At 36.4% G+C, this 23,339-nt stretch carries 22 protein-coding genes; all 22 read left to right on the top strand.

The features are described from left to right. The first annotated feature begins 63 nt into the window (after positions 1–63). Positions 64–1,302: an amidohydrolase family protein gene (locus ACPWSR_RS00515; protein WP_426349739.1), complete on the top strand. Its 1,239-nt coding sequence runs from the start codon at positions 64–66 to the stop codon at positions 1,300–1,302. Positions 1,303–1,432: 130 nt separating this feature from the next. Beyond that, positions 1,433–2,986, top strand: coding sequence for an ABC transporter substrate-binding protein (locus tag ACPWSR_RS00510; protein WP_426349738.1), 1,554 nt, complete (start codon positions 1,433–1,435; stop codon positions 2,984–2,986). 34 nt (positions 2,987–3,020) lie between these two features. Beyond that, the gene (locus ACPWSR_RS00505) at positions 3,021–4,145 is read left to right on the top strand and encodes a M24 family metallopeptidase (protein WP_426349737.1); all 1,125 of its coding nucleotides are present in this window, start codon (positions 3,021–3,023) and stop codon (positions 4,143–4,145) included. A 47-nt stretch (positions 4,146–4,192) separates the two neighbouring features. Then, complete coding sequence (locus ACPWSR_RS00500) at positions 4,193–4,546, top strand: RidA family protein (protein WP_426349736.1); 354 nt, start codon at positions 4,193–4,195, stop codon at positions 4,544–4,546. A gap of 89 nt (positions 4,547–4,635) precedes the next feature. Further along, positions 4,636–5,865, top strand: a complete 1,230-nt coding sequence (locus ACPWSR_RS00495) for an amidohydrolase family protein (protein ID WP_426349735.1) — start codon at positions 4,636–4,638, stop codon at positions 5,863–5,865. A gap of 26 nt (positions 5,866–5,891) precedes the next feature. Then, positions 5,892–6,821: an ABC transporter permease gene (locus ACPWSR_RS00490; protein WP_426349734.1), complete on the top strand. Its 930-nt coding sequence runs from the start codon at positions 5,892–5,894 to the stop codon at positions 6,819–6,821. Positions 6,822–6,849: 28 nt separating this feature from the next. Continuing rightward, the gene (locus ACPWSR_RS00485) at positions 6,850–7,743 is read left to right on the top strand and encodes an ABC transporter permease (RefSeq protein ID WP_426349733.1); all 894 of its coding nucleotides are present in this window, start codon (positions 6,850–6,852) and stop codon (positions 7,741–7,743) included. A gap of 70 nt (positions 7,744–7,813) precedes the next feature. Beyond that, the gene (locus ACPWSR_RS00480) at positions 7,814–8,824 is read left to right on the top strand and encodes an ABC transporter ATP-binding protein (protein ID WP_426349732.1); all 1,011 of its coding nucleotides are present in this window, start codon (positions 7,814–7,816) and stop codon (positions 8,822–8,824) included. Then, positions 8,808–9,776, top strand: coding sequence for an ABC transporter ATP-binding protein (locus ACPWSR_RS00475; RefSeq protein ID WP_426349731.1), 969 nt, complete (start codon positions 8,808–8,810; stop codon positions 9,774–9,776). Before ACPWSR_RS00480 ends, ACPWSR_RS00475 begins: the two co-directional genes overlap by 17 nt. A 148-nt stretch (positions 9,777–9,924) precedes the next feature. Further along, a complete protein-coding gene (gene hisC, locus ACPWSR_RS00470) occupies positions 9,925–10,992 on the top strand; it encodes a histidinol-phosphate transaminase (RefSeq protein ID WP_426349730.1) in 1,068 nt (355 codons plus the stop codon). 45 nt (positions 10,993–11,037) lie between these two features. Beyond that, the gene (locus tag ACPWSR_RS00465; protein WP_426349729.1) at positions 11,038–11,979 is read left to right on the top strand and encodes a D-2-hydroxyacid dehydrogenase; all 942 of its coding nucleotides are present in this window, start codon (positions 11,038–11,040) and stop codon (positions 11,977–11,979) included. Between the two features lie 56 nt (positions 11,980–12,035). Further along, positions 12,036–13,421, top strand: coding sequence for an MATE family efflux transporter (locus tag ACPWSR_RS00460; protein ID WP_426349728.1), 1,386 nt, complete (start codon positions 12,036–12,038; stop codon positions 13,419–13,421). Between the two features lie 146 nt (positions 13,422–13,567). Next, complete coding sequence (locus ACPWSR_RS00455; RefSeq protein WP_426349727.1) at positions 13,568–13,882, top strand: hypothetical protein; 315 nt, start codon at positions 13,568–13,570, stop codon at positions 13,880–13,882. Between the two features lie 158 nt (positions 13,883–14,040). Continuing rightward, a complete protein-coding gene (locus ACPWSR_RS00450) occupies positions 14,041–15,240 on the top strand; it encodes an MFS transporter (RefSeq protein ID WP_426349726.1) in 1,200 nt (399 codons plus the stop codon). Between the two features lie 136 nt (positions 15,241–15,376). Further along, a complete protein-coding gene (locus ACPWSR_RS00445) occupies positions 15,377–15,706 on the top strand; it encodes a hypothetical protein (RefSeq protein WP_426349725.1) in 330 nt (109 codons plus the stop codon). Between the two features lie 156 nt (positions 15,707–15,862). Continuing rightward, entirely contained in the window at positions 15,863–16,771 is a 909-nt protein-coding gene (locus ACPWSR_RS00440) for a DegV family protein (RefSeq protein WP_426349724.1), read from the top strand. Between the two features lie 147 nt (positions 16,772–16,918). Further along, positions 16,919–18,268, top strand: coding sequence for a glucose-6-phosphate isomerase (locus tag ACPWSR_RS00435; protein WP_426349723.1), 1,350 nt, complete (start codon positions 16,919–16,921; stop codon positions 18,266–18,268). Next, positions 18,268–18,702, top strand: coding sequence for a YaiI/YqxD family protein (locus ACPWSR_RS00430; RefSeq protein ID WP_426349722.1), 435 nt, complete (start codon positions 18,268–18,270; stop codon positions 18,700–18,702). The genes ACPWSR_RS00435 and ACPWSR_RS00430 overlap by 1 nt, the downstream gene beginning before the upstream one ends. A gap of 133 nt (positions 18,703–18,835) precedes the next feature. Next, positions 18,836–20,836 (top strand): triple tyrosine motif-containing protein, encoded by a 2,001-nt coding sequence (locus ACPWSR_RS00425; RefSeq protein WP_426349721.1) that lies wholly within the window; start codon positions 18,836–18,838, stop codon positions 20,834–20,836. 147 nt (positions 20,837–20,983) lie between these two features. Next, positions 20,984–21,673: a lytic transglycosylase domain-containing protein gene (locus tag ACPWSR_RS00420; RefSeq protein WP_426351338.1), complete on the top strand. Its 690-nt coding sequence runs from the start codon at positions 20,984–20,986 to the stop codon at positions 21,671–21,673. 162 nt (positions 21,674–21,835) lie between these two features. Next, complete coding sequence (deoD, locus tag ACPWSR_RS00415; protein WP_426349720.1) at positions 21,836–22,534, top strand: purine-nucleoside phosphorylase; 699 nt, start codon at positions 21,836–21,838, stop codon at positions 22,532–22,534. Positions 22,535–22,565: 31 nt separating this feature from the next. After that, on the top strand, positions 22,566–23,282 hold the full coding sequence (locus ACPWSR_RS00410; RefSeq protein WP_426349719.1) for a pseudouridine synthase: 717 nt from the start codon (positions 22,566–22,568) through the stop codon (positions 23,280–23,282). Positions 23,283–23,339 lie beyond the last annotated feature (57 nt).

Here is a 23,339-nt window from a genome sequence, read left to right as displayed (position 1 = left end):
TACATATACATATCTGTTTATTAGATTATATGGTTTAAACCAGTCCTAGACTAGAGGTGAAATATGAAAAAACTTATTAAATGCTCAAAACTATTTTCTGCTGAGGATAAGAGTACAAAAGATAATATGGCAATAATAGTTTCTGGGAATATCATTGAAGAGGTACTTCCACTTTCACAAATTAGTAATTTTGACGATTATGAGGTTATTGACTTAAGTGATAAATTTGTGATGCCTGGGTTGATAGATTGTCATACTCACTGCTGGGCCAATGGTAGCTTTAAGGATCTGGATGATTTGGTTAGATACTCAACCTCTCCCGCCTTTTATGCTGTTAAGGGGATTAAATGGGTACAAGATGATTTAATGGCTGGATTTACAACCTTAAGAGATGCTGGTTGTCCTGGTTATGCAGATGTTGCCATAAGAGATGCTATTAATCAAGGCTATCATTGGGGCCCAAGGATGCTGGTTTCAGGTCTTCCTATTCATGGTGTTGGAGGCCATGGTGACAATTATTTTCAACCTCCTTATTCAGGCTTAGGAAAAGACAACGTTAGAGCTATCGTTTGTGGGCCAGACGAAGCTAGACAAGCTGCTAGGATGAATTTTAAATATGGAGCTGATTGTATCAAGTTCATGTCCACCTTTGGTGTTATGACTCCAGGAGATGATCCTGGTCCACAAGATTTAACCTTTGAAGAAATGAGAGCAATTTGTGAGGTAGCTGAATTCAGAGGTAAAACAACCTGTACACATGCTCATGGAAGAGAAGGAATAAATTGTGCTGTAAGAGCAGGGGTTACATCCATTGACCATGGTAGCTTCTTAGATGAAGAGACTGCAGACCTTATGGTGGAGAAAGGAACATACTTGGTCCCAACTCTCATTGTAACACGAAGGATGTTAAATGAAATGAAGCCTGGAGAAATTGCTGAAAATGTAATAGCAAAGTCTAAGTACTGCACATCAGTTCATGCTAAAAATGTAAATATGGCATATAAGAAAGGGGTCAAGATTGCTTTTGGTACTGATGTTTGTGCCCCATATCTTTATCATGGTACCCAGGCTGAAGAGTTTGAGCTTTTGGTAAATGAAGCAGGTTTGAGCCCAGTAGATGCATTACTTTCTGCCACAAAGACTGCTTCTCAGCTTATTAAATGGGAGGATAAGGTTGGAACTATTGAAAAAGGAAAGCTTGCAGATATTATAGCTGTTAATGATAATCCTATAGAAAATATCTCAGTAATGAAGGACGTTAAATTTGTTATGAAGGATGGAGTAGTCTATAAAAATTGCTGAAAAGATGAGGTAATTACTTATCAATCATTATTTGTTTATTATTCATAGCTGTTGTCAATAAAAGACATGGCTATCATTAATAATATTTAAGCTTTTTACTTAAAATTTTACATGAATGGGGGAGAAAATTATGAGTAAGAAAATTTTAGCCATGCTAACCACTTTAACACTTACCATGGCACTCTTTGCTGGTTGTTCTAGTGGTTCAAGCGGTTCAGAAGGTGAAGAAGGGAAGAATCCATTAATAACAGATAAAGATAGTCTGGTTATTTCTTTATCTAGTGAGCTACAAACCTTAGATATCTTTGCTCAATCAAATGTTGTTACTAACGAGGTTCTTACCAATATATATGAACCGATTCTAACCTTTGATCAGGATGGAAATATAGTAGGTAACGTTGTTGAGTCATGGGAATGGAATGATGAAGAATGTAAGTATACCTTACATGTGAAGGAAGGAGTAAAATTCCACGATGGAACTGAAGTGAAGGCAAGTGATATTGCATTTACCTTTAATCTTATCTCTAATGAATATTATTCCTATCAATCGGCTACTGCAGACATGATGAAGGAATGGAAGGTAATTGATGATTATACCCTAGATGTTTACCTTAACTATCCAGCAGCTGCATTCCTTAATCAGCTATGTGTATATATAAGTGTTTATTCTGAGGCAGCATACAAAGAATTTGGAGGCTTTACTGAAAAGGTAGTTTCCTGTGGACCATATAAGCTTGTATCTTATGATTCAGCAACTGGAGTAGTTTTAGAAGCTTTCGAGGATTATCATGGAAATCCTAAGCCAAGTATAAAGAATGTTACCTTTAAGATAACTCCAGATGCTAATACTCAGGTTATTGCTCTTGAAAAAGGGGAGCTTAATATTTCTAGAGATTTCCCAGCTAGCTCCATGGCTTCCATAAAGGAAAATGAAAACTTAGATATATATTCTCATGATTGTGGTATGTCCTACTATGTAATGTTTAATCTAGGTGATAATGGACAAGAAGAATTCAAGAATGAATTAGTAAGAAAGGCTGTTAACTACGCTATAGATGCTGAATCAATCTTAACCGTAGCTGATGAAGGTATAGGAGAGCTTGCCAATAGTGCAGCTAATAAGAACATGGATGGTTGGTCCGAAGATATTCCTTCCTATGAATATGATGTTGAAAAGGCAAAGGATCTTATGAAGGAAGCAGGATACGAGAATGGCTTCACTGTAGATACCCTTTACTGCAGAGAAGGTAAGACTGCTAAAATAGCAGAAATTGTACAAGAAAATCTTGCAGCTATCGGAATTACTACTAAGATAACAATCCTTGAAAATAGTGCTTTCATAGAAAACTTAAGAGCCGGAAACTTTAATATGGCGGCAACCTACATTAATCTGGGCTTAGACGGAAATGACATGAGTCTTATCACAGCAACAGATGCAGCTGTTAACTTCGCTAAGATAAGTGATGAATGGTTAGATGAGCAGTTTGAGCTTCAATCTAAGGATATGAATGCTGAGAGCAGAACTGAGACCCTTAATGGTGCATTTAAGCATATTTCTGAGAAGGCATACTTTGCTACTATCTACTACCCAAAGAAGAGCTATGCTATTACTAAAGGTTTAGAAATCACTGGCTATGATAAATTTGTTGGTCTTCAATGTAAATATATTAAATGGGCAGAATAATTTATTTAGTTTATAAATTTAGAAGGTGATTTTAATGGGAAATAATGAAGCAAGTAGATTTGAACGCCTCAAGAAGTATATGGCCAAAGAAGGTTATGATGCAACAGTTGTGATTTCTCCAGAAAATACAGTGTATTTCACTGGAACTTACGTATTGACCCAAGTGGATATCAGGGATAGATTGTTAATAACTGTCCTTCCAGCTTCAGGAGAGCCTACAGTTATTGCTTGTTTAATAGAAAAATTTACAGTTGATTCTGAATCCTGGATAAAGGATAAAAGATATTATGTAGAGCATAAAGAAAATCCTATTGTTTTACTGGCGGATGTATTAAAAGAGAAAGGCTTAGCTAATGGAAAGATAGGTATAGAGCTTAATTATCTTACTGCAGATTATTATATGGAGCTTATGAAAAGAGTTCCAGGTATTAACCTATCTGAATGCTCACATATCTTTGGTTATGTAAAGATGATCAAGGATGCTGTAGAGATTCAATATCTTACTGAGGCTGCAAATCTTACAAGAGAAGCCTTTGAAGAGGCACTTACAGAAGTACATCCTGGATGTACTGAAAAGGCCTTTGCGGACAGAGTTAAGATACATATGCTAGAGAAAGGAGCTGAAACAGTAGCATTCTTTGCTATGGGCTCTGGTGATAACTGTCTTCAGGCACATCATATTCCTAATGATGACATAATGGAAGCTGGAGATATGATGAGATTAGATTTTGGTTGCAGATATAAATGGCAGTATAACTCAGACATTGCTAGAACTGTAATGCTGGGTACTCCAAATCCAAAATACCTGGATATTTACAAAAGATTCTCTGAAGCTTATGAACAGATAGCTCTAAATATGAAGGTGGGAGTATCTGCTAAGGATATATATAATATCTGCGTAGAGAAGATGAAAGAAGTAGGTCTTCCTTTTAATTGCTCACACATAGGACATTCCTTAGGAATAGGAGTTCATGAATATCCAATGCTTGGACCAAGTTTTGATTGTCCACTTGAGGAAAATATGGTGTTCTGCCTTGAACCTGTGGTTTTAGCAGAGAATAGAATGTTCCATCATGAGGATCTAATCCAGATTACTGCTAATGGCCCTAAGATGTTGTCAAATAATAGCTTTAAGCCAGAGGTTTTAATTATAAAGTAATCTTTAGGTAAATTAATCATCATTTATATATGAAAAGGAGTGGGACAATGAGTAAACCAATTTTTTCTCCTAGTAAGAAGATAGGACAGTTTGTATATGTTTCAGGTCAGGTTGGATTTAAGCCAGGTACCTCAGAATTTGCTGGAGAAGATGTTAAGAGTCAAGCAGTTCAAGCGGCTGCTAATATAGAAGCCGTACTTTCTACCTATAATATAGGAATGGAAAGTATAGTTAAGGCAAATTGCTACTTAACAGATATGGCTAACTATGACGACTTCAATAAAGCCTACGGTGAAAAATTTGTAAGTGCTCCAGTAAGAACCTGTGTGGCAGTTAAAGCTCTACCCTTTGGAGCATTATGTGAAATTGAGGTAATAGCTTCCTTAGAAAAAATAGAATAATTGCTGCTTACAGGGATTAATCAAAAATGATTGTTGAGGGGTAATAATTTATTTTATTACCCTTCATATTTATAGGATGTGAATGTAATATGAAAAAATTGATAAAGTGTGGAAAGCTCTTTAGAGCAGTGGATGAAAGCCTTGAAGAAAATGTGGGTATTATTGTAAATAAAAATATTATTGAGGCTGTATTACCTTTGAATACCTTAGTAAATACTGAGAACTTTGAAGTGATAGATTTATTAGATTCCTTCGTAATGCCAGGACTTATTGATACTCACGTACACTGTACTCTCAATGGAGAAGCTAGTACTGCAGAAGAGGAATATTCCATGTCAGCTGCTTACTTTTCATTAATTGGACTTCCTATTGTTCAGGCAGATTTAATGGCTGGTTTTACAACCATAAGAGATATGGGAAGTGCAGGCTTTAGTGATATTGCTCTTAGAGATACCATTAATCAAGGGATACATTGGGGACCTAGAATATTTGCAGGTGGGCTTCCTTTAAATACCTTAGGAGGTGCAGGGGATACCTCCTTCCAGCCGCCGTATCAAGGTGGAAAGGCAAACTACATTAGAGCTGTGGTATGTGGTCCTGATGAAACAAGACAAGCGGCTAGATTCAATTTTAAATATGGAGCAGATCATGTGAAGCTCCTGGCTACTTCCGCCGTTCTTGGAAACAGTATAAAAGCAGGTCCTCAGGAGCTCACCTATGAAGAGATGAGAGCTGCCGTGGAGGTAGCAGAATTTTTAGATAAGCCATCAGCAGCGCACTGCATTGGAAATAAGGGATTAAAGGCTGCTATTAGAGCAGGGGTTACATCTGTTGAGCATGGAACCTTTATGGATGAGGAAGCGGCAGATATGATGTTAGAAAGAGGAACCTTCCTTGTGCCCACTCTCATAGCTGTAGAAAGGATAATGGAAAATATAAATTCAGGAACAATACCAGAATTCCAGCTTAGAAAGGCGAAGGAATGTGAGAAGGCAAGATCTAATACCTTCAAGATAGCTCTGAAAAAGGGCTTGAAAATAGCCTTTGGTACCGATGCTGCAACACCCTATAATAAACATGGCGATCAGGCTTACGAATTTCAGCTTATGGTTAGAGAAGGAATGGAGCCTGCAAAGGCTTTAATATCAGCTACTAGAACTGCAGCAGAGCTTTTAAGATATGAAGATAAAATTGGTACTATAGAGCCAGGAAAGTTTGCTGATATTATTTCTACTAAGGGAAACCCAATTGAGGATATATCGGTGCTAGAAAAGGTATCCTTTGTCATGAAGGACGGTGTGGTTTATAAGTCAAATTAATAATTATCGTGAAAGAAGGTGAGCTGATGCTAAAATTCACAATTAAACGATTATTATGGGTTGTGCCTATTCTTCTTGGAGTAATATTTATTGTTACCTTTATTATGAATTTAACTCCAGGAGATCCAGCATCATTATTACTAGGAAATGATGCTACAGAAGAAGCTAAAATTGCCTTTAATACTGAAAAGGGATATTATGATCCTCTTCTTGTGAAATATGGAAAGTATATAGTCAATGCTGTTCAGGGAGATTTCGGTGAATCCTACAGAACTGGAAAACCAGTCTTTGAAGAGGTATTGAAAAGATTTCCTGTTACCTTTAAGCTAGCTCTTTATAGCATAATTTTAACAGCCTTGATGGGTATACCCTTAGGAATTATATCAGCAATAAAGAAGTATTCAGTGATTGATATGGTTTGCACATCCGTTGCCATGATATTTGCTTCCTTACCAAGGTTTTGGCTTGGTCTTCTACTCATACTGTTCTTCTCTTTAGAGCTGGATTGGCTGCCATCTAATGGAGTAGGAACCTGGAAGCATTATGTATTACCGGTTTTCACCCTCGCTGCACCTACAGCAGCTAGCGTTCTTAGAATGACAAGATCAACGATGCTAGAAACAATAAGATCAGATTATGTTAGAACAGCTAGAGCTAAGGGAGCGGGAGAAATGCTTATAGTATTTAGGCATGAACTAAGAAATGCTCTTTTACCTGTTATAACCTCCTTAGGAGTTGAGTTCGGAATGCTTTTAGGTGGAGCAATACTTATAGAGACAGTGTTCTCTATGCAGGGAATTTCCACTCTTCTAATTACCTCTATAAGAATGAAGGATACTCCACAGGTTACTGCATGTATTATATTCTTTTCTCTTCTTGTTTGTATTACTATGCTTCTTGTAGACTTGCTGTATGCATTTATAGATCCTAGAGTACGTGCTAAGTACTCCAAGTAGTGACTTTGATTGAGAGGAGGAAAAAGCTATGAGTGAGGGAACCTTAGATTATAAGATAAATAAAAAGTATGCAAAGAGAAGTCAAGTTAAAGAAGTATGGAATAGATTTAAAAAGAATAAATTGGCCATGGTTGCGCTATTTGTATTTTCTATTATTGTAATTATAGCAATCTGTGCGGATTTTATTGCGGACTATGAAGCAGAGGCCATTGCTCAAAATATAAGCAATAGACTACAGTCCCCATCCAAGGACCATTGGTTTGGTACAGACCAGTTGGGTAGAGATTTATTTGCAAGAATTGTACATGGGGCAAGAATATCCTTGGTACTGGGTATTTTTACAACAGGGATTTCATTATTTCTAGGAGGTATCCTAGGTTCCATGACAGCTTATTATGGAGGAGTATTTGATGATATTGTAATGCGTATCATGGATGTTCTTATGTGTATACCAACAACTCTTCTAGCTATTGCTATCGTATCTGCCTTAGGACCTAATATGATTAACTTACTTATTGCTATAACCGTTTCTCAAATACCTGGTTTTACAAGAATTATTCGTTCTACAGTTCTTACAGTAATTGGTGAGGATTATATAGAGGCAGCCAGAGCAGGAGGCTCTAATGATGCTAGGATTATCCTGCATGATGTTTTACCAAATGCTATAGGTCCAATCATTGTTCAGGGAACTATGTCTGTAGCATCTATGATTCTTTTAGCTGCAGGTCTTAGCTTTATTGGTCTAGGTATTCAACCTCCACAGCCTGAATGGGGATATATGCTTTCTGATGCTAGGGAATTTATGAGGCAGCATCCTTATCTGGTGCTTATACCTGGCTTAGCTACTGCTATTTCAGTTTTTTCTATTAATCTTATAGGTGATGGACTTAGAGATGCTCTGGATCCAAAGCTCAGAAATTAATTTTAATCATAGGGTAGATTTCTCTTTAGATTAGAATACCTTAAGAGAAATCAGGAAAAGGAGTAACAATATGAATAAAGTGAAGGAAAAAGCATTATTAGAAATAAAGGATTTAAAAGTAATTTATAATACGGATTACGATACGGTATATGCAGTAAATGGAATTAATTTGACACTTAATAAGGGTGAAACTCTTGGGATTGTAGGTGAGACAGGGGCTGGAAAAACTACCACGGCTTTAAGTATATTAAGGCTCCTTCCTCATAATATAGGAGAGATTTCTCAAGGAAGTATAGAATTTAACGGGAAAAATCTTGTTAGCTTATCAGAGCGTGAGATGAGAAAGGTGAGAGGAAAAGAGATATCCATGATATTTCAGGATCCCATGACCAGCTTGAATCCTGTTATTACTGTGGGAAAGCAGCTATTAGAGGCACTTAAGCTCCACAATTATGATAATAAAAGCAGCAGAGAGCTGGAGGATAGGGTTGATGAGATGATGGAGCTTGTGGGGATACCTAAAAATAGAAAAAATGAATATCCTCATGAATTCTCCGGAGGTATGAAGCAAAGAATAGTAATAGCTATGGCTTTAGCCTGTAATCCTCTGCTAGTAATTGCAGATGAGCCCACTACAGCTCTTGATGTTACTATCCAGGCTCAGGTGTTAGCTATGATGACAGAGCTTAAGGAGAAGCTTGATACGGCAATGATTCTTATAACTCATGATTTGGGAATAGTTGCTGAGACCTGTGACAAGGTTGCTGTTATGTATGCTGGTGAGATTATTGAAAGCGGTACAGTAGAGGATATCTTTGAAAATGCTGTTCACCATCCATATACTGTAGGTTTATTTGGTTCTATACCTAATCTAGAGGTGGAAACAGATAGATTAAGTCCAATAAATGGTCTTATGCCAAACCCAGCAGATTTGCCCAAAGGCTGTAAATTCCACCCAAGATGTCCGAGGGTAATGGATATATGCAAAAAAGAACAACCACCAACCTATATCTGTGGAACTCATGAAATAGCGTGTCATGTAGTTAAGAAGGAGGCTGAGGCAAATGGAGATGACTATTGATAATAGACCCTTAGTTGAAATGAAGAACCTGAAAAAATATTTTAAGACCTCCAACGGTAGCCTTCATGCAGTAGATGATATTAATCTATCCATAAAAAAAGGTACAACCTTAGGGGTAGTTGGAGAATCGGGTTGTGGCAAATCAACCTTAGGTAGAACTATCCTTAGATTAACTCCTCATACCAGTGGAGAGGTGTTATTTAAGGGTGAAAATATTCTAGAGTATGATAAGAAAAAAATGAGGCTGCTAAGACAGCAGATGCAGATGATATTTCAGGATCCTTATTCCAGCCTTAATCCGAGAAATACAGTCTACCAACTGATAGCAGAGCAGCTTGTTGTCAATAAAATATATAAGAGTAAGGTAGAGCTTGAAGAGAGGGTAATGCATCTTATGAATACTGTAGGGCTAGATGAGAGATATGTTAATACCTATCCTCATGAGCTTGATGGTGGCAGAAGACAAAGAATTGGTCTTGCCAGAGCTATTTCAATGAATCCGGAATTTATTGTTTGTGATGAACCGGTTTCCGCTCTAGATGTAAGTATCCAGGCGCAGATATTAAATCTTCTCATGGATCTTCAAGAAAAGATGGGCTTAACCTATATGTTTATTACCCATGATTTATCAGTGGTAAAGCATATCTCCGATGAAATCGCAGTTTTATATGTAGGTCAATGTATAGAAAAAGCACCCTCTAAGGAGCTTTTTGAGAATCCAATGCATCCATATACAAAGATGCTGTTATCAGCAATTCCAGTTCCTGCTTTGAGAAAGGATGGTTTTAAGAGAGAAATTATAAAAGGAGAGGTTACAAATCCAATAGACCCTAAGCCAGGGTGTAGATTTGCTGCAAGATGTAAATATTGTACACCTCAATGCATTGGAGAAAATTTAGAGCTAAAAGAAAAAACACCAAATCACTTTGTTATGTGTAGGCTCTATGAATAACTCTTCTAGTGATGGTTATCTGAGGCTATTAAGTTATAAGAAAAAGTGCGTTTCTATAATGAGAATCGCACTTTTTCTAGAATTTTATCTTTATAAAATTTTGTTATGTAGAGAAAGCTTTTTCATGATATAAGAAAGGGGAACATTTATGAGTAAGTTTATTAGTGATAGATTTTCTGATCTGGAGCCCTACAAGCCTGGAGAACAGACAGGTAATACTGAGTGTATAAAATTAAATACTAATGAATCTCCTTATCCACCATCTCCTAAAGTTATGGAAGCTATTAGCTTGCAGGAGGTGGAAAAGTTAAATTTATATCCTGATTATAGTGGCATTAATTTAAGAAAGAAAATAGCTAAGCTTTATAATGTGAGCTATGAAAATATAGTAATAGGTAATGGTTCTGATGAAGTACTATCTATGATATTTATGGCATTTTTTGACCATAAGAGTACTGTGGTATTTCCAGAGATCAGCTATGACTTTTATAAGGTGTTTTCTCAGCTTTATGGAATAAAATATATGGAAATGCCTATGAATGGTGATTTTTCTATAAGTTTTAAGGACTATCTGGGGATAAATAAGGATATAATTTTGGCAAATCCTAATGCACCGACAGGAATATATCTTTCCTTAGAGAATATAGAAAGGATAATTAGCAGCAATCCCGAGAATTTAGTAGTTATTGACGAGGCTTACATAGATTATGGGGGAGAATCAGCTTATAAATTAATTGATAAATATGATAATTTATTAGTAGTTCAAACCTTTTCTAAATCTAGATCTCTAGCAGGGGCCCGTTTAGGCTTTGCCATAGGAAATAGAGAGCTTATAAGGGATTTAAATATGATAAGATTTTCTATGAATCCATATAACGTGAACAGGCTAACCTTGATTGCTGGAGAGTCATCAATTGATGACAATGAGTATTATATGAAAAATTGTAAAGAGGTAATGGAAACTAGAAGCTTTGTTACTGAAAAGCTAAGGTCAATGGGATTTCAGGTGATTGATTCTATGACTAACTTTGTGTTTGCTAAAATTAAAGCCCTTGAAGGAAAAATTCTTTATGAAGAATTAAAGAAGAGGGGAATTCTAGTGAGACGCTATGATAAGGAGCTAATAAGTAATTATCTTAGAATAACTATAGGTACAAAAGAGCAAATGGAGATATTTCTTCAAAGGATAAGAGAAATACTTAAATTGAAGGTCTAGGATTAGTGTTAAAATAAGCTGATAGCATTTGTAAAGGAGAAGAAAATGAATAAGATATTGGTAATCCTACCGGTAGATGAGTCTCATAAAAAGAGCTTAGAGGTTAGTTCCTTGGACTCAGAGTTTATTTACTGTTCCAAAGAGAAGTTAACTAGAGAAATCGTTCATTCCGCTGATATTATAATTGGAAATGCCCCTATATCCATGGTAAAGGGCTCTGAAAGGTTAAAATGGATTCAGCTAAATTCCTCGGGAACTGACGGTTATACGGATTATGGAGTTTTAAACAATAGAGCTATTCTTACTAATGCTAGGGGAGCTTATGGAGTTGCATTATCAGAATATATGATAGCTGCTTTATTGATGATTATGAAAAAGCTGAATCTATACTATAATAACCAAAAAAGTCATAAATGGTCTGATGAGGGAACTGTTAGCTCTATATATGGAGCTAAGATTTTACTTTTAGGCTTAGGGGATATTGGAACAGAATTTGCAAAAAGGATTAATGCTTTAGGTGGAAGAATCATTGCTATAAGAAGAAATACTTCAATTAAACCTGATTTTGTGGAGGAGGTTCACGATATTAATTCTCTTAAAGAGCTGCTCCCTAAGGTAGATGTAGTGGTTTCTTGCGTACCTAAGAATAAAGATACCCATAGGATCTTCGATAAAGAAGCCTTTAGTATAATGAAAAAGGGAGCATATTTTGTTAATGCGGGAAGGGGAAGCGCAGTGGATAGCTATGCCTTATATGAAGCTCTGAATTCAGGGCATATTGCCGGGGCAGCCATTGATGTTACAGACCCAGAACCACTGCCTCCAGACCACATTTTATGGGAGGCCAAAAATTTATTGATAACGCCCCATATAGCCGGTGAGTTTCACCTTCAATTAACCCTTGAGAGGATTATAAAGATATCATCACAAAATTTACACGCTTATTTTCATAATGAGGAGCTTAATAATGTTGTGGACTTTAGATAGCGTTATGTAAATTTTTCAGATGGTAGAAAGTCATATAATAAGTCAGGAGAAAAGTAATGGAAGAAAATAAGAAAAGTAATCCCTTAGTGTCAGTGCCAGTAAATAAGCTCCTTAGGCAATTTGCCATACCTAGTATCATTGCTATGCTGGTAAGTGCCATGTATAACATTGTAGACCAGTTCTTCATTGGCAGAAGTGTTGGTGAGCTTGGCAATGCTGCGACAAATATAGCCTTTCCTCTATCTATTTGCTGTATTGCCATAGCTTTATTATTTGGAATTGGTGGAGCCTCTTCCTTTAATCTAGCTATGGGAAGAGGAAATAAAAGAGAAGCCACTTACTACTTGGGGAATTCAGCAGTAATGCTCTTTGGCTGTGGTTTACTTCTGACACTTATTGTACAGTTATTTTTATCCCCAATACTAGTGTTTTTTGGAGCGCCAGAGGATATTTTAGGATTAGCTAAAACCTATACAGGTATAACCTCCTTAGGCTTCCCTTTTATGATACTTGCAGCAGGAGGAGGACATCTTATACGAGCTGATGGAAGTCCTAGGTTTTCTATGATTAGCAATCTTACAGGAGCTGTAGTTAACACCATATTGGATGCTTTATTTGTTTTTGGCTTTAAATGGGGGATAGCAGGAGCAGCATGGGCAACTATTATAGGACAAATTATATCTGGAGCCATGGCTTTCTTTTATCTGCGGCGGACTAAAACTGTTGACATAGAGAAGAAGCACCTTATTATAAGAAAAAGATATATTGGTAGAATTATTTCATTAGGAGCTGCACCATGCTTTAATCAGCTTTCCATGATGGTAGTACAGATTGTAATGAATAAATCTCTGAACTATTATGGCGCCTTATCAGTATATGGACAGGCTATTCCTCTGGCTTGTGCTGGAATAATAATTAAAGTGAATCAGGTATTCTTTTCCTTTATAATAGGGATATCTCAAGGATTGCAGCCAATTGTAAGCTTCAACTATGGCGCTATGAAATATCTTCGTGTTAAGAAAGCATATTTAAAGGCTGCTACTTACGGCTTTGTATTAGCAGTTACTGCATTTTTAGTATTTCAGCTATTTCCAAGATATATCATAGCTTTGTTTGGTGATGGTTCAGAAGCCTACTATACCTTTGCAATACGGTATTTTAGAGTATTTCTCTTCTTTACCTTCCTGAATTTTATTCAGCCAATAACCTCAAATTTCTTTACGGCCATAGGAAAGCCACAGAAGGGTATTTTTCTATCTTTAACAAGACAGATTTTATTCCTGCTGCCTTTAATATTAATTCTACCTTTGTTTCTAGGCATTGATGGCATACTATATGCTGGACCTATAGCAGATTTAATAGCTGGAATAGTAGCAATTACAATGGTTGTTAAAGAGCTTCGTGAGAAGAACTATAGGGAAGAAGCAGAGCTGGTTAGATAGAATCTATTGAGAATGATTCTAGAGAATAATTCGTAATATTTTGAAAAAATATAGCGAAAATGATAAAATAGAATTAATAATATATTAATATCTATCTGAGAGTTGTAAGCTGAAAGGTTATAAAACTATCGCAAGGGGGAGTTATTATGGCAAAGAAAGGTTACAGCAGAAAAGGCTTATTTGGAACAATAAAGCATTACGACGGAAATGGAAAGATGGTAGGAGAAAGTAGGCCTGGGCTTTTTGGCGGAATGAATCATTATGATAGTAAAGGAAAGAAGGTTGGGCACAGCACTCCTGGTTTCTTTGATTCCATGAACCATTATGATGCTAAAGGACATAAAACTGGCCATAGTAGACCAGGATTCTTGGGAAGTGTTAATCATTATGATGAAAAGGGAGAAAAGGATGCCCATAGCACTCCTGGATTCTTTGGAGACTGGAATCATTATGATGACTAGAAGAGTTAATATCCCGATAGCTTTAATTTAAAGCTATCGGGATAATTTTTTATTCAGCTTATATAAAGAAAATTATTCCATGATTATTTTTTTAATGGTATTATAGGAATTATGTTGGATAAGCTTCAGGAGAGCTTTATAAAAGGAGGCGTGCTTCTATGATTACAGCTTTGTTAGCAATTATATATATTGCATTTATTAGCTTAGGTTTACCAGATACAATTTTGGGTTCTGCATGGCCATCTATCTATGGAAATATAGGGGTAGAAGTTTCTGCTCAGGGAATTCTTTCAATGATTACAGCTGGTGGAACAATTATATCGAGTTTTTTAAGTGGTAAGCTTATAAGAAGATATGGAACGGGCACAGTTACAGGAGTAAGTGTTCTATTAACTGCACTGGCTTTATTAGGATATTCTTTCTCAGGTAATATTTACATGCTATGTATTTTTGCTGTTCCTTTAGGCTTAGGCGCTGGAAGTGTAGATGTAGCCTTGAATAATTTTGTTGCTAATCATTATAAAGCAAGACATATGAGCTGGCTACACTGCTTTTGGGGAGTGGGAGCTACCTTAGGACCAATTATAATGTCTTATTATATAGGAAAAAACAGTGGCTGGAGAAGTGGATATAGAACTATAGCTCTACTACAGCTAGCTTTAGTTTTTGTTTTATTTTTATCCTTACCCTTATGGAGAAAAGTAGAGAGAAGAGAAGAAGAAAAAGGAGGAGAAGGAGATACCATAGAGAAGAGCATTTCCTTTAAGGAGCTTATGAGGATAAAAGGAGTTAAGGCTGTGCTAACTGCTTTGTTTTCTTACATTGCACTAGAAGCATCTACAGGCTATTGGGGTGCCAGCTATCTAGTGCTCTCCAAAGGACTCTCAGAGGAAAATGCCGCACAGTGGATATCTTTATTCTATATGGGAATAACTATAGGAAGATTTTTATCTGGCTTCTTAACAATGAAGCTAAAAAGCAAGGAGTTAATAAATTTAGGACTTGCTATAATAACAGTGGGATTATCCATTTTGATCCTTCCAGTACCAACTAGCTTGCTGCCAATGGGCTTCTTACTTATAGGTACAGGCTGTGCACCAATTTATCCTTCAATTCTTCATGAGACCCCAGTGAATTTTGGAAAGGATGTTTCTCAGTCTCTTATGGGAATTCAAATGGGCTTTTCCTACGTTGGAGCAACCTTTATGCCACCTCTTTGTGGTCTAATTATAGGAAGAATCTCACCAAAGCTATATCCTTATTATTTGATTTTTTTCTTGGTGGCTATGATTATAATGGTGACACGCCTTTATAAGGTTACAGCTAAAGTTTCTAAGGTAAAAGCTCCTATTTCATAATAATGAGATATAGTAATAGACAAATGTATAGTAATGGCTAACTTTTATGTTGTATACTTTGTAGCCTGAAACAGGTACCTATATCACACTTCTGCATATAATAGTAGTATAGAATGCTATAGGAGCGCAATTATTAATGACAAGAAAGGTTACCATAAGTTTGGCAGATCATGTATACAACCTTGCTAGTAAAAAGGCAGATGTTCTCATGTCGGGTAATTTCTCCAGTTATATAAACTCTTTAATATGTAAGGATTTTACCAAAGAGGAGCTGGAGATGGAGGCCTTTGAGCTTCAAAAGCCTGAAGCCTTGGGAAGGACAATAGTAGCAAAGGAGACTAGCCCCTGCGAGGTTTGCTACAAGGCTATTAACATAGGAGAGGTAATCTGCAGTGTTGAGCTTAAGGATGGTAAAAGTCACTGGGTTCATGCTTCCTGCTGCAGAAAAGCTATTAATAAACTATAAGCATAATATCTAAAAGAAGCCTAATAGCTATGGGCTTCTTTTTCATTATAAAATAATTGCTGAATAAACCCATGGATAGAATGGAATAATTTAATAGATAATATGTACAGAAGATATGTTTTGGATTTAATAATATACCAGTAGGAGATGGATTCTATGGAAAAGACAGGATATAGAATAGTTACCGATAGTTCCGCGGACCTAACCTTAGAAGAGGCATCAGAGAAGAATATTACTGTGGTTCCTTTTTATATTTCTCTTGATAGCAAGGAGTATTTAAAGGAAGTAGTTGAGCTTGAAATTAGAGAGCTTTATGAAAAAATGGTTCAAGACCCTTATCTATTTCCTAAGACATCTACTCCTTCCGTTCAAGATTACATAGATGCTTTTCTACCAATTGTTCAAAATGAAATGGATATAATATGTATCTGTATATCTCAGGGCTTCAGCAGCTCTTATCAATCAGCCATCAATGCCCAGAAGCTTGTTCTAGAGGAATATCCTCATAGGAGGATTACTGTGATAGACTCTTCCGTGGCAACAGCTCTTCAAGGGCTTTTAGTTCTTGAAGCTAGTGCAATGGCAAGGGATTGTGTGCCTTATGATAAGGCAGTGGATTGTATTGAGAAATTAAAAGGCACTGGTAGAATTTTTTTTACCATAGGAAATTTAGAATATCTAAAGCACGGTGGTAGAATCGGTAAGCTTACCAGCATAGCAGGAGGAATATTGAAAATCAAGCCTGTGTTAACCTTAAAGGAGGGAGAAATAATAAACTCTGGGGTTGCCAGATCCAGTGCAAAAGCTCAGGAGAGAGTACTAAGCCTTCTAAAGGACTATTTATCAGAGGAGAGAGAAGCTCTTAAGAGCTATTCTTTTACTCTTGGCTTTGGATATGATTACCAGGAGGTATTAGAGCTTAAAGAGAGGTTTAAGGTATCTTTTGATAAGGATAATAGTTTTAATGGCATTCCCATTATGCAAATAGGGGCTACCATAGGAGTACATATTGGTCCTAATTCTTTAGGTATAGGTATTATTAAGAGGTATCAAGATTTTATATAAGTTCTTTTTTAATTTTGAATATTCCTTTTTGACTTTACTATGATATAATAAAGAAAGTTAAAAATCCTAAGGAAATTATGCTTATGCGTATAAATTTTAATGAGCTAATCTAATTTCCTAAACATTAATTTCATTAGGAGGGTTAAAATGACCGACTTTAATCTTGATTTAAGTAAAACCTTACCATATTTAAAGGATGGAGAGATAAAATATCTTCAACCTATGGTAGATGCAGCGCACAATATGCTCCACAGTAAAACAGGAGCAGGTAATGACTTTCTTGGATGGCTAGAACTTCCAGAAAATTATGATAAAGATGAGTTTGAGAGAATAAAAAAGGCAGCTGAAAAAATACAAAAGGACTCTGATGTTCTTATAGTTATTGGAATAGGTGGTTCTTATTTAGGAGCTAGAGCAGCTATAGAAATGCTCAGTCACAGCTTTAAGAGCTTACTTCCAAAGGATAAGAGAAAGACTCCACTGGTTCTTTTTGCAGGAAACAGCATTAGTCCAACATATTTATCTGAACTTATAGAAGCAATCGAAGGACTAGAGGTTAGCTTAAATGTAATATCAAAATCTGGAACCACTACAGAGCCTGCCATAGCCTTTAGGGTTCTTAAGGATTACATGGAAAAGAAATACGGAAAAGAAGAAGCAAAAAATAGAATATATGCTACCACTGATAAGGCAAGAGGAGCTCTTAAGAGTCTAGCGGACTCCGAAGGCTATGAGTCCTTTGTGATTCCTGATGATGTGGGAGGAAGATTCTCAGTACTTACTGCAGTAGGTCTTCTGCCTATAGCCGTTGCTGGTATTAATATAGATGATATGATGCTGGGTGCCGGTAAAGCAATGAAGGATTTCTCCAACAGCAATCTGGAGAAAAATATCTGCTATCAGTATGCTGCAGCTAGAAATTCCTTATACAGAAAAGGAAAAACCACAGAGATAATAGTTAATTATGAGCCTTCACTTCACTATTTTGGAGAATGGTGGAAGCAGCTTTATGGAGAGAGCGAAGGCAAAGACCATAAGGGAATTTTCCCAGCAGCAGTGGATTTTTCAACAGATCTACACTCCATGGGACAATATATCCAGGACGGTCTTAGAAATATATTTGAGACTGTAATAACAGTTAATAAATCTAAAAAGGATATTACTATAGAGGCAAATGAGGAAAATATAGATGGTCTGAATTTCTTAGCAGGTAAGACTATGCACTATGTTAATGAAAGAGCATTCCAAGGCACGGCTTTAGCTCATAATGATGGAGGAGTTCCTAATATTATTGTAAGTGTACCAGAGCTTTCTCCTTATTACTTTGGTTATATGGTTTATTTCTTTGAAAAAGCCTGTGCTATAAGCGGTTATCTATTAGGAATAAATCCTTTTGACCAAGAGGGTGTTGAGGCCTATAAGAAAAATATGTTTGCTCTACTAGGAAAACCTGGCTTTGAGGCTATGAAGGAAGAACTGGAAAAGAGATTAAAGTAATGAGAATACTGGTGGATGGAGATTCCTGTCCTGGAAGAAGTCTTATTGAAAGAGCTGCTAAGGAAAACTCTGTAGAGGTAATTGTTCTATGTGATATAAACCATACAATTACCAGCGATTACAGTAAAGTTGTATATGTTGACAGCGGCTTTCAGAGTGTGGATATGCAGCTTATAAATATCTGCCGGAAGGAAGATATCGTAGTTACCCAGGATTTTGGTGTTGCCGCCATGGCTTTAGGTAAGGGCGCTTATTCCATAGGACCTAAGGGCCATATATACACTGAGGAGAACATAGATAGATTGTTATTTGAAAGACATCTTAATCAAAAAGCAAGAAAAAGTGGAGTAAGACATCCTTCTATGAAAAAAAGAACTCTTGAGGATGATGAGAGGCTCTATAGAAATTTATGTCTACTAATTAAAAAAATATAGAATAATGGAAGAAGCTTAAGGGAAATCCTTGAGCTTTTTCTTTTTATAGGGAAATATAGGGGATGAAAATCTTTTTACATATATTGGAAGTGTAGTATAATTATTTTGCTACCATGGGTAAAGGAGAGATTCGATGAAAGAGTTAGAGGTTAGCTTCAGCGTTGATAGTCCTCAGGCGCGGGGACAGGATATAAAAATTGAAGTAATAAATAAGAAAAAGGATTGTTTATATAAGTTTAGTGCCGGGCTTGAAGGAGTGTGGACTAGCCTCAAGGATTATTCCAACGAGACCTCCTGCCTTTGGAGACCGGAGAGAGATGGTAAGTACACAATAATAATTCAGGAAAAACATAAGAATAGTAAAAGAACCTTTGATAATAATACTAGGGTCGACTACGTTATAGGCTCTGTGGAAGAGGAGCTTATTAAAGCTGTTTCCATAGATAAGGAGGAATTATTAATAGGAGAAAAGCTAAGTGTTTTAGTGGATACTTCTATAAAGCCAGTGATGCTGAAGTACTGGATCAGTGGTAGAGAGGGCTGGGAGCTTATTAAGGACTATACCAGTGAAAATGAGCTTTTCTATACGGTAAATGAGTCGGGTAAGCATGATATTTTAATCGAATGTAAGACAATAGAATCAAGTAATAATTTTGATGATTTTAAAACTGTAAGTTTTTTTGTGTCAGATATAGATAAGGTACAGATTACAGACTTTAGATGTTTGTCAGAAAATCTTCTCACCGGCGAAGAGTTAATTTTTCAGGTGGAAGCGAGCCAGGCAGATAACAGGATGATATTATATAAATTTATAAAGATTGATCCATCAGGAAGGGCTATATGTGTTCAGGATTATTCCAGCAAAAGAATGGTAACCTATAAGGAAGAAGATGCCGGTGATTATAAGCTTTTATGTCTTGCTAAGGATATGTACTCCCCAGAGGAATATGATGATAGAGGTATCTTAGTTTATAATATTAAGGCATATAACCCTATAAAAATAAAGAAGTTTACCACAGACCTTCTATCCCCTCAGGGACTAGGGACAAATATTCTTTTAAAGGCCATTACAGAAGGGGGAAAAGAGCTTTTATACCGATATAAGATAGAAGGTCCTCATGGAGAAGACTCTGGTTTTATAAGAAATAACAGTTTTCTCTGGATGCCTCAGATGGATGGTGACTACAAAGTGAATCTTTATGTAAAGGATAAGAGTTCTATAGATGACTATGAAGCCTTTGCATATCTTGACTATATTATAGAGGATAAGCCTTTAAAGGCTGTTATAATAAGAGACGTGGTCTTAAGTCGTGATAAGGGGTGTGTTAAGGAGGTTCCTATTAATGTAACGGTGTATGCCGAGGGAGGTAATGAGCTCCGTTATTCCTTTATAATATACAAGGATAATTTAGAAGTAGATAGGATTAATTACGGTACTGGTAACTGGATGAGCTTTACTCCTCAGGAGTCAGGAGAGTATGAGCTAGAAATTAGAGTTAAGGATAAATACTCCCTCAAGGAATATGATAGTCATACCTATTGCTATTTTAAGATAAGCGAATATGTAAAGGGAATTATTGATTATGTTCTTGTTCCAGCAAAGGAATACTATATGGTAGAGGATAAGATTGAGCTGGAGGCCATAGCACAAAATACAAGAGATACTCTTCTTAAGTATTCACTCTTTATCGATGGCCACAAGGTAGAAGAATGGGATTATGGTCATGATAGCAAGTTCACCTTTACCCCTAAGGTTTCTGGAAAGTATACCATTGTATTCTATTCAAAAAGTGTTCACTGCACTGAGGAGTATGATGATAAGAAAGAAGTTAAGTTATATATACATGATGCCCATCCTGTCACTGGAACTAAAATAAAGGCTGGAAGCATAGCTTTTGAAAAAAATAAAGAAGCTAGCTTCTCCGTGAGCAGTGAAGGAGGCAGAGAGGTAATATATGAATTTTATCTTATGAAGGATGAAGAATGGACTTTAGTGCAAAGATACAGCAGGAAGCGCTATTACACCTTTATACCTTTTACTACAGGGAAATATAAGCTGCTGGCTCTGTCAAAAAGCTTTTATAAAAAGGTGTCTTATGAGGATTATGCTCTATTAGAGTTTACTGTATTATAGCTCCTTATATTCTGGTATGTTCATATCAGGTGAGTTGTTATATTATAAATTTACTATAAATTAATCCTGAAAGAGGCCGATAATTAAATATAATAAAAAAGCTCCTTCGTATAACAAGGAGCTTATGTTTTACTAGAGGTGATTAAGATGGAAGTGAAGAGTGTTGAAGGCTATCTCGGCTATGAGCTTATGAGTAAAATGTTGGAAAGTGCCTTAGGAGAAGGCGAAGCCTTCGATATAATTATGGAGAGCCTATTATCATCGGGAGCAGCAGACAAACTTGTTGAAGAATTGATGTCTACCATTGGTGACTCTAATAAGCTGGTAAAGGAAGGAGCTGTGCAAGGAACGGAAAGCTCATTTTTCTTAGAAGACCTTGCCAAGGCTAAGGCGGTAAATCACAGCATTTCCAATGGATCAGCCACTTCAGGGATTCATGAGAGAGATAGGATTAATAATGCTGTAATGAAGTATTCAAAGGAATATGGAGTAGATGAAAAGCTCATTCATTCAATAATAAAACATGAATCAAATTATAATGCCAGTGCTGTTTCCTCTGCAGGGGCTATGGGTCTTATGCAGCTAATGCCGGCTACAGCAAAGGACAGAGGGGTGCGAAATCCTTATGATATTGAAGAAAATATTGCAGGTGGGGTTAAGCATTTAAGAGAATATCTTTCTAGATACAATAATAATATAGAACTAGCACTTATGGCTTATAATGCAGGACCAGGTACAGTTTCTAGAAGAGGTGTAGAGTCATTAGAAGATTTATATAAAATGCCTAAAGAAACACAAAACTATGTAAAAAAGGTTATGAACAGCTATAGAAGCTAGCTTAAATTAAATACATAGCCGCTGTTAAGCGGTTTTTGAACATTGCTCTTTCTAGGATTTTACTGAAAGGGCTATTTTTATTTGAAATTTTATGATAATATTTAGATTCAAATGTTATAATACATATAATTAGATAAAATAGTTTTAGGAGGAGATTTTTAGATGAGTACACATATTGGTGCCAAACCGGGAGAGATAGCAGAAAGTATTTTGCTGCCAGGAGATCCTTTAAGAGCTAAATTTATTGCAGAAAACTATTTAGAGGATGTAAAGTGCTATAACGAAGTTAGAGGGATGCTGGGCTTTACTGGATATTATAAGGGTAAGAGAGTATCGGTGCAGGGAACTGGTATGGGGATTCCTTCCATTTCTATATATGCTAATGAGCTCGTAAAGTTCTATGGCGTTAAGAATCTAATAAGAGTAGGTACCTGTGGTGCTATAAAAGAGGACTTAAAGGTTAGAGATATAATCCTTGCCATGAGTGCATCCACAAATTCTAGTGTAAATAAGATGAGGTTCAACGGAATGGATTATGCTGCTACTGCAAGCTTTGAGCTTCTTCATAAGGCTTATACTAAGTCGAAGGAAATGGGGCTAGAGGTTAAGTCTGGAAATATATTAAGCAGTGATGTCTTTTACAATGATATCCCTGATTCCTGGAAGCTTTGGGCTAAATATGGAGTTATGGCCATCGAAATGGAATCTGCTGAGCTTTATACCATAGCTGCTAGAGAAGGAGTTAACGCTTTATCAATACTTACCGTAAGCGACTCCATAGTAACTAATGAGGAAACCTCTGCAGAAGAAAGGCAGAAGACCTTCAATAAGATGATGGAGCTTGCCTTAGAAACTGTGTAATTAACTATCCTTAGATGAGGAGAGATAAAAAGTGGAAAGATTAGATAAGGTTCTTGCAAATCTTGGATATGGCTCTAGGAAGGAGATAAAAGCCCTGGTTAAAAAGGGACTAGTTACCGTTGATGGGCAGCTAGTAAAGGACTCGGCCCTACAGCTTGATCCGGAGAAGGCTAACATTATAGTAAATGGAGAAGCGGTTTTCTATAGAAAATTCATTTATCTTATGATGAATAAGCCTGATGGTGTGGTATCAGCTACCTTCGATAAATATGATGAAACAGTTGTGGATTTACTCCATCCTGATCATGGTGTTTTTCAGCCCTTTCCTGTGGGAAGATTGGATAAGGATACCGTGGGATTACTCCTTTTAACTAATGATGGAGAGTTAAATCACAGGCTTATATCCCCAAAATGGCACGTGGATAAGGTTTATTATGCTCATATAGATAAGATAGTAGATGATAAGGATGTGAAGGCTTGTCTTCAGGGTGTAGTATTAGATGATGGCTATAAATGCATGCCGGGGATATTAGAAATCCTAGAAACATCGGAGGAAGGCTCTAAGATAAAGCTTACTATACAGGAAGGAAAATATCATCAGGTCAAGAGGATGTTTGAAAGCCTGGGTAAAAAGGTTACTTATTTAAAAAGGATTTCCTTCGGTGGCCTTGATTTGGATGAGGATTTAGAAGAAGGGGAATACCGAGAACTTACAGAGGAAGAGCTTAATATTCTGAAGGGAATATAGCCTTCCTTCAGTTTTCTTATTTTTACACTTTAGCTTGTGAAAATTTTTATAGAAAGT

It is taken from the genome of Alloiococcus sp. CFN-8 (assembly GCF_049943125.1).
Lineage (GTDB): Bacteria > Bacillota > Clostridia > Clostridiales > Clostridiaceae > JAEXZL01.
Note: the sequence above shows the minus strand (reverse complement) of the source record. Positions and strands in the feature narration are given on the sequence as shown.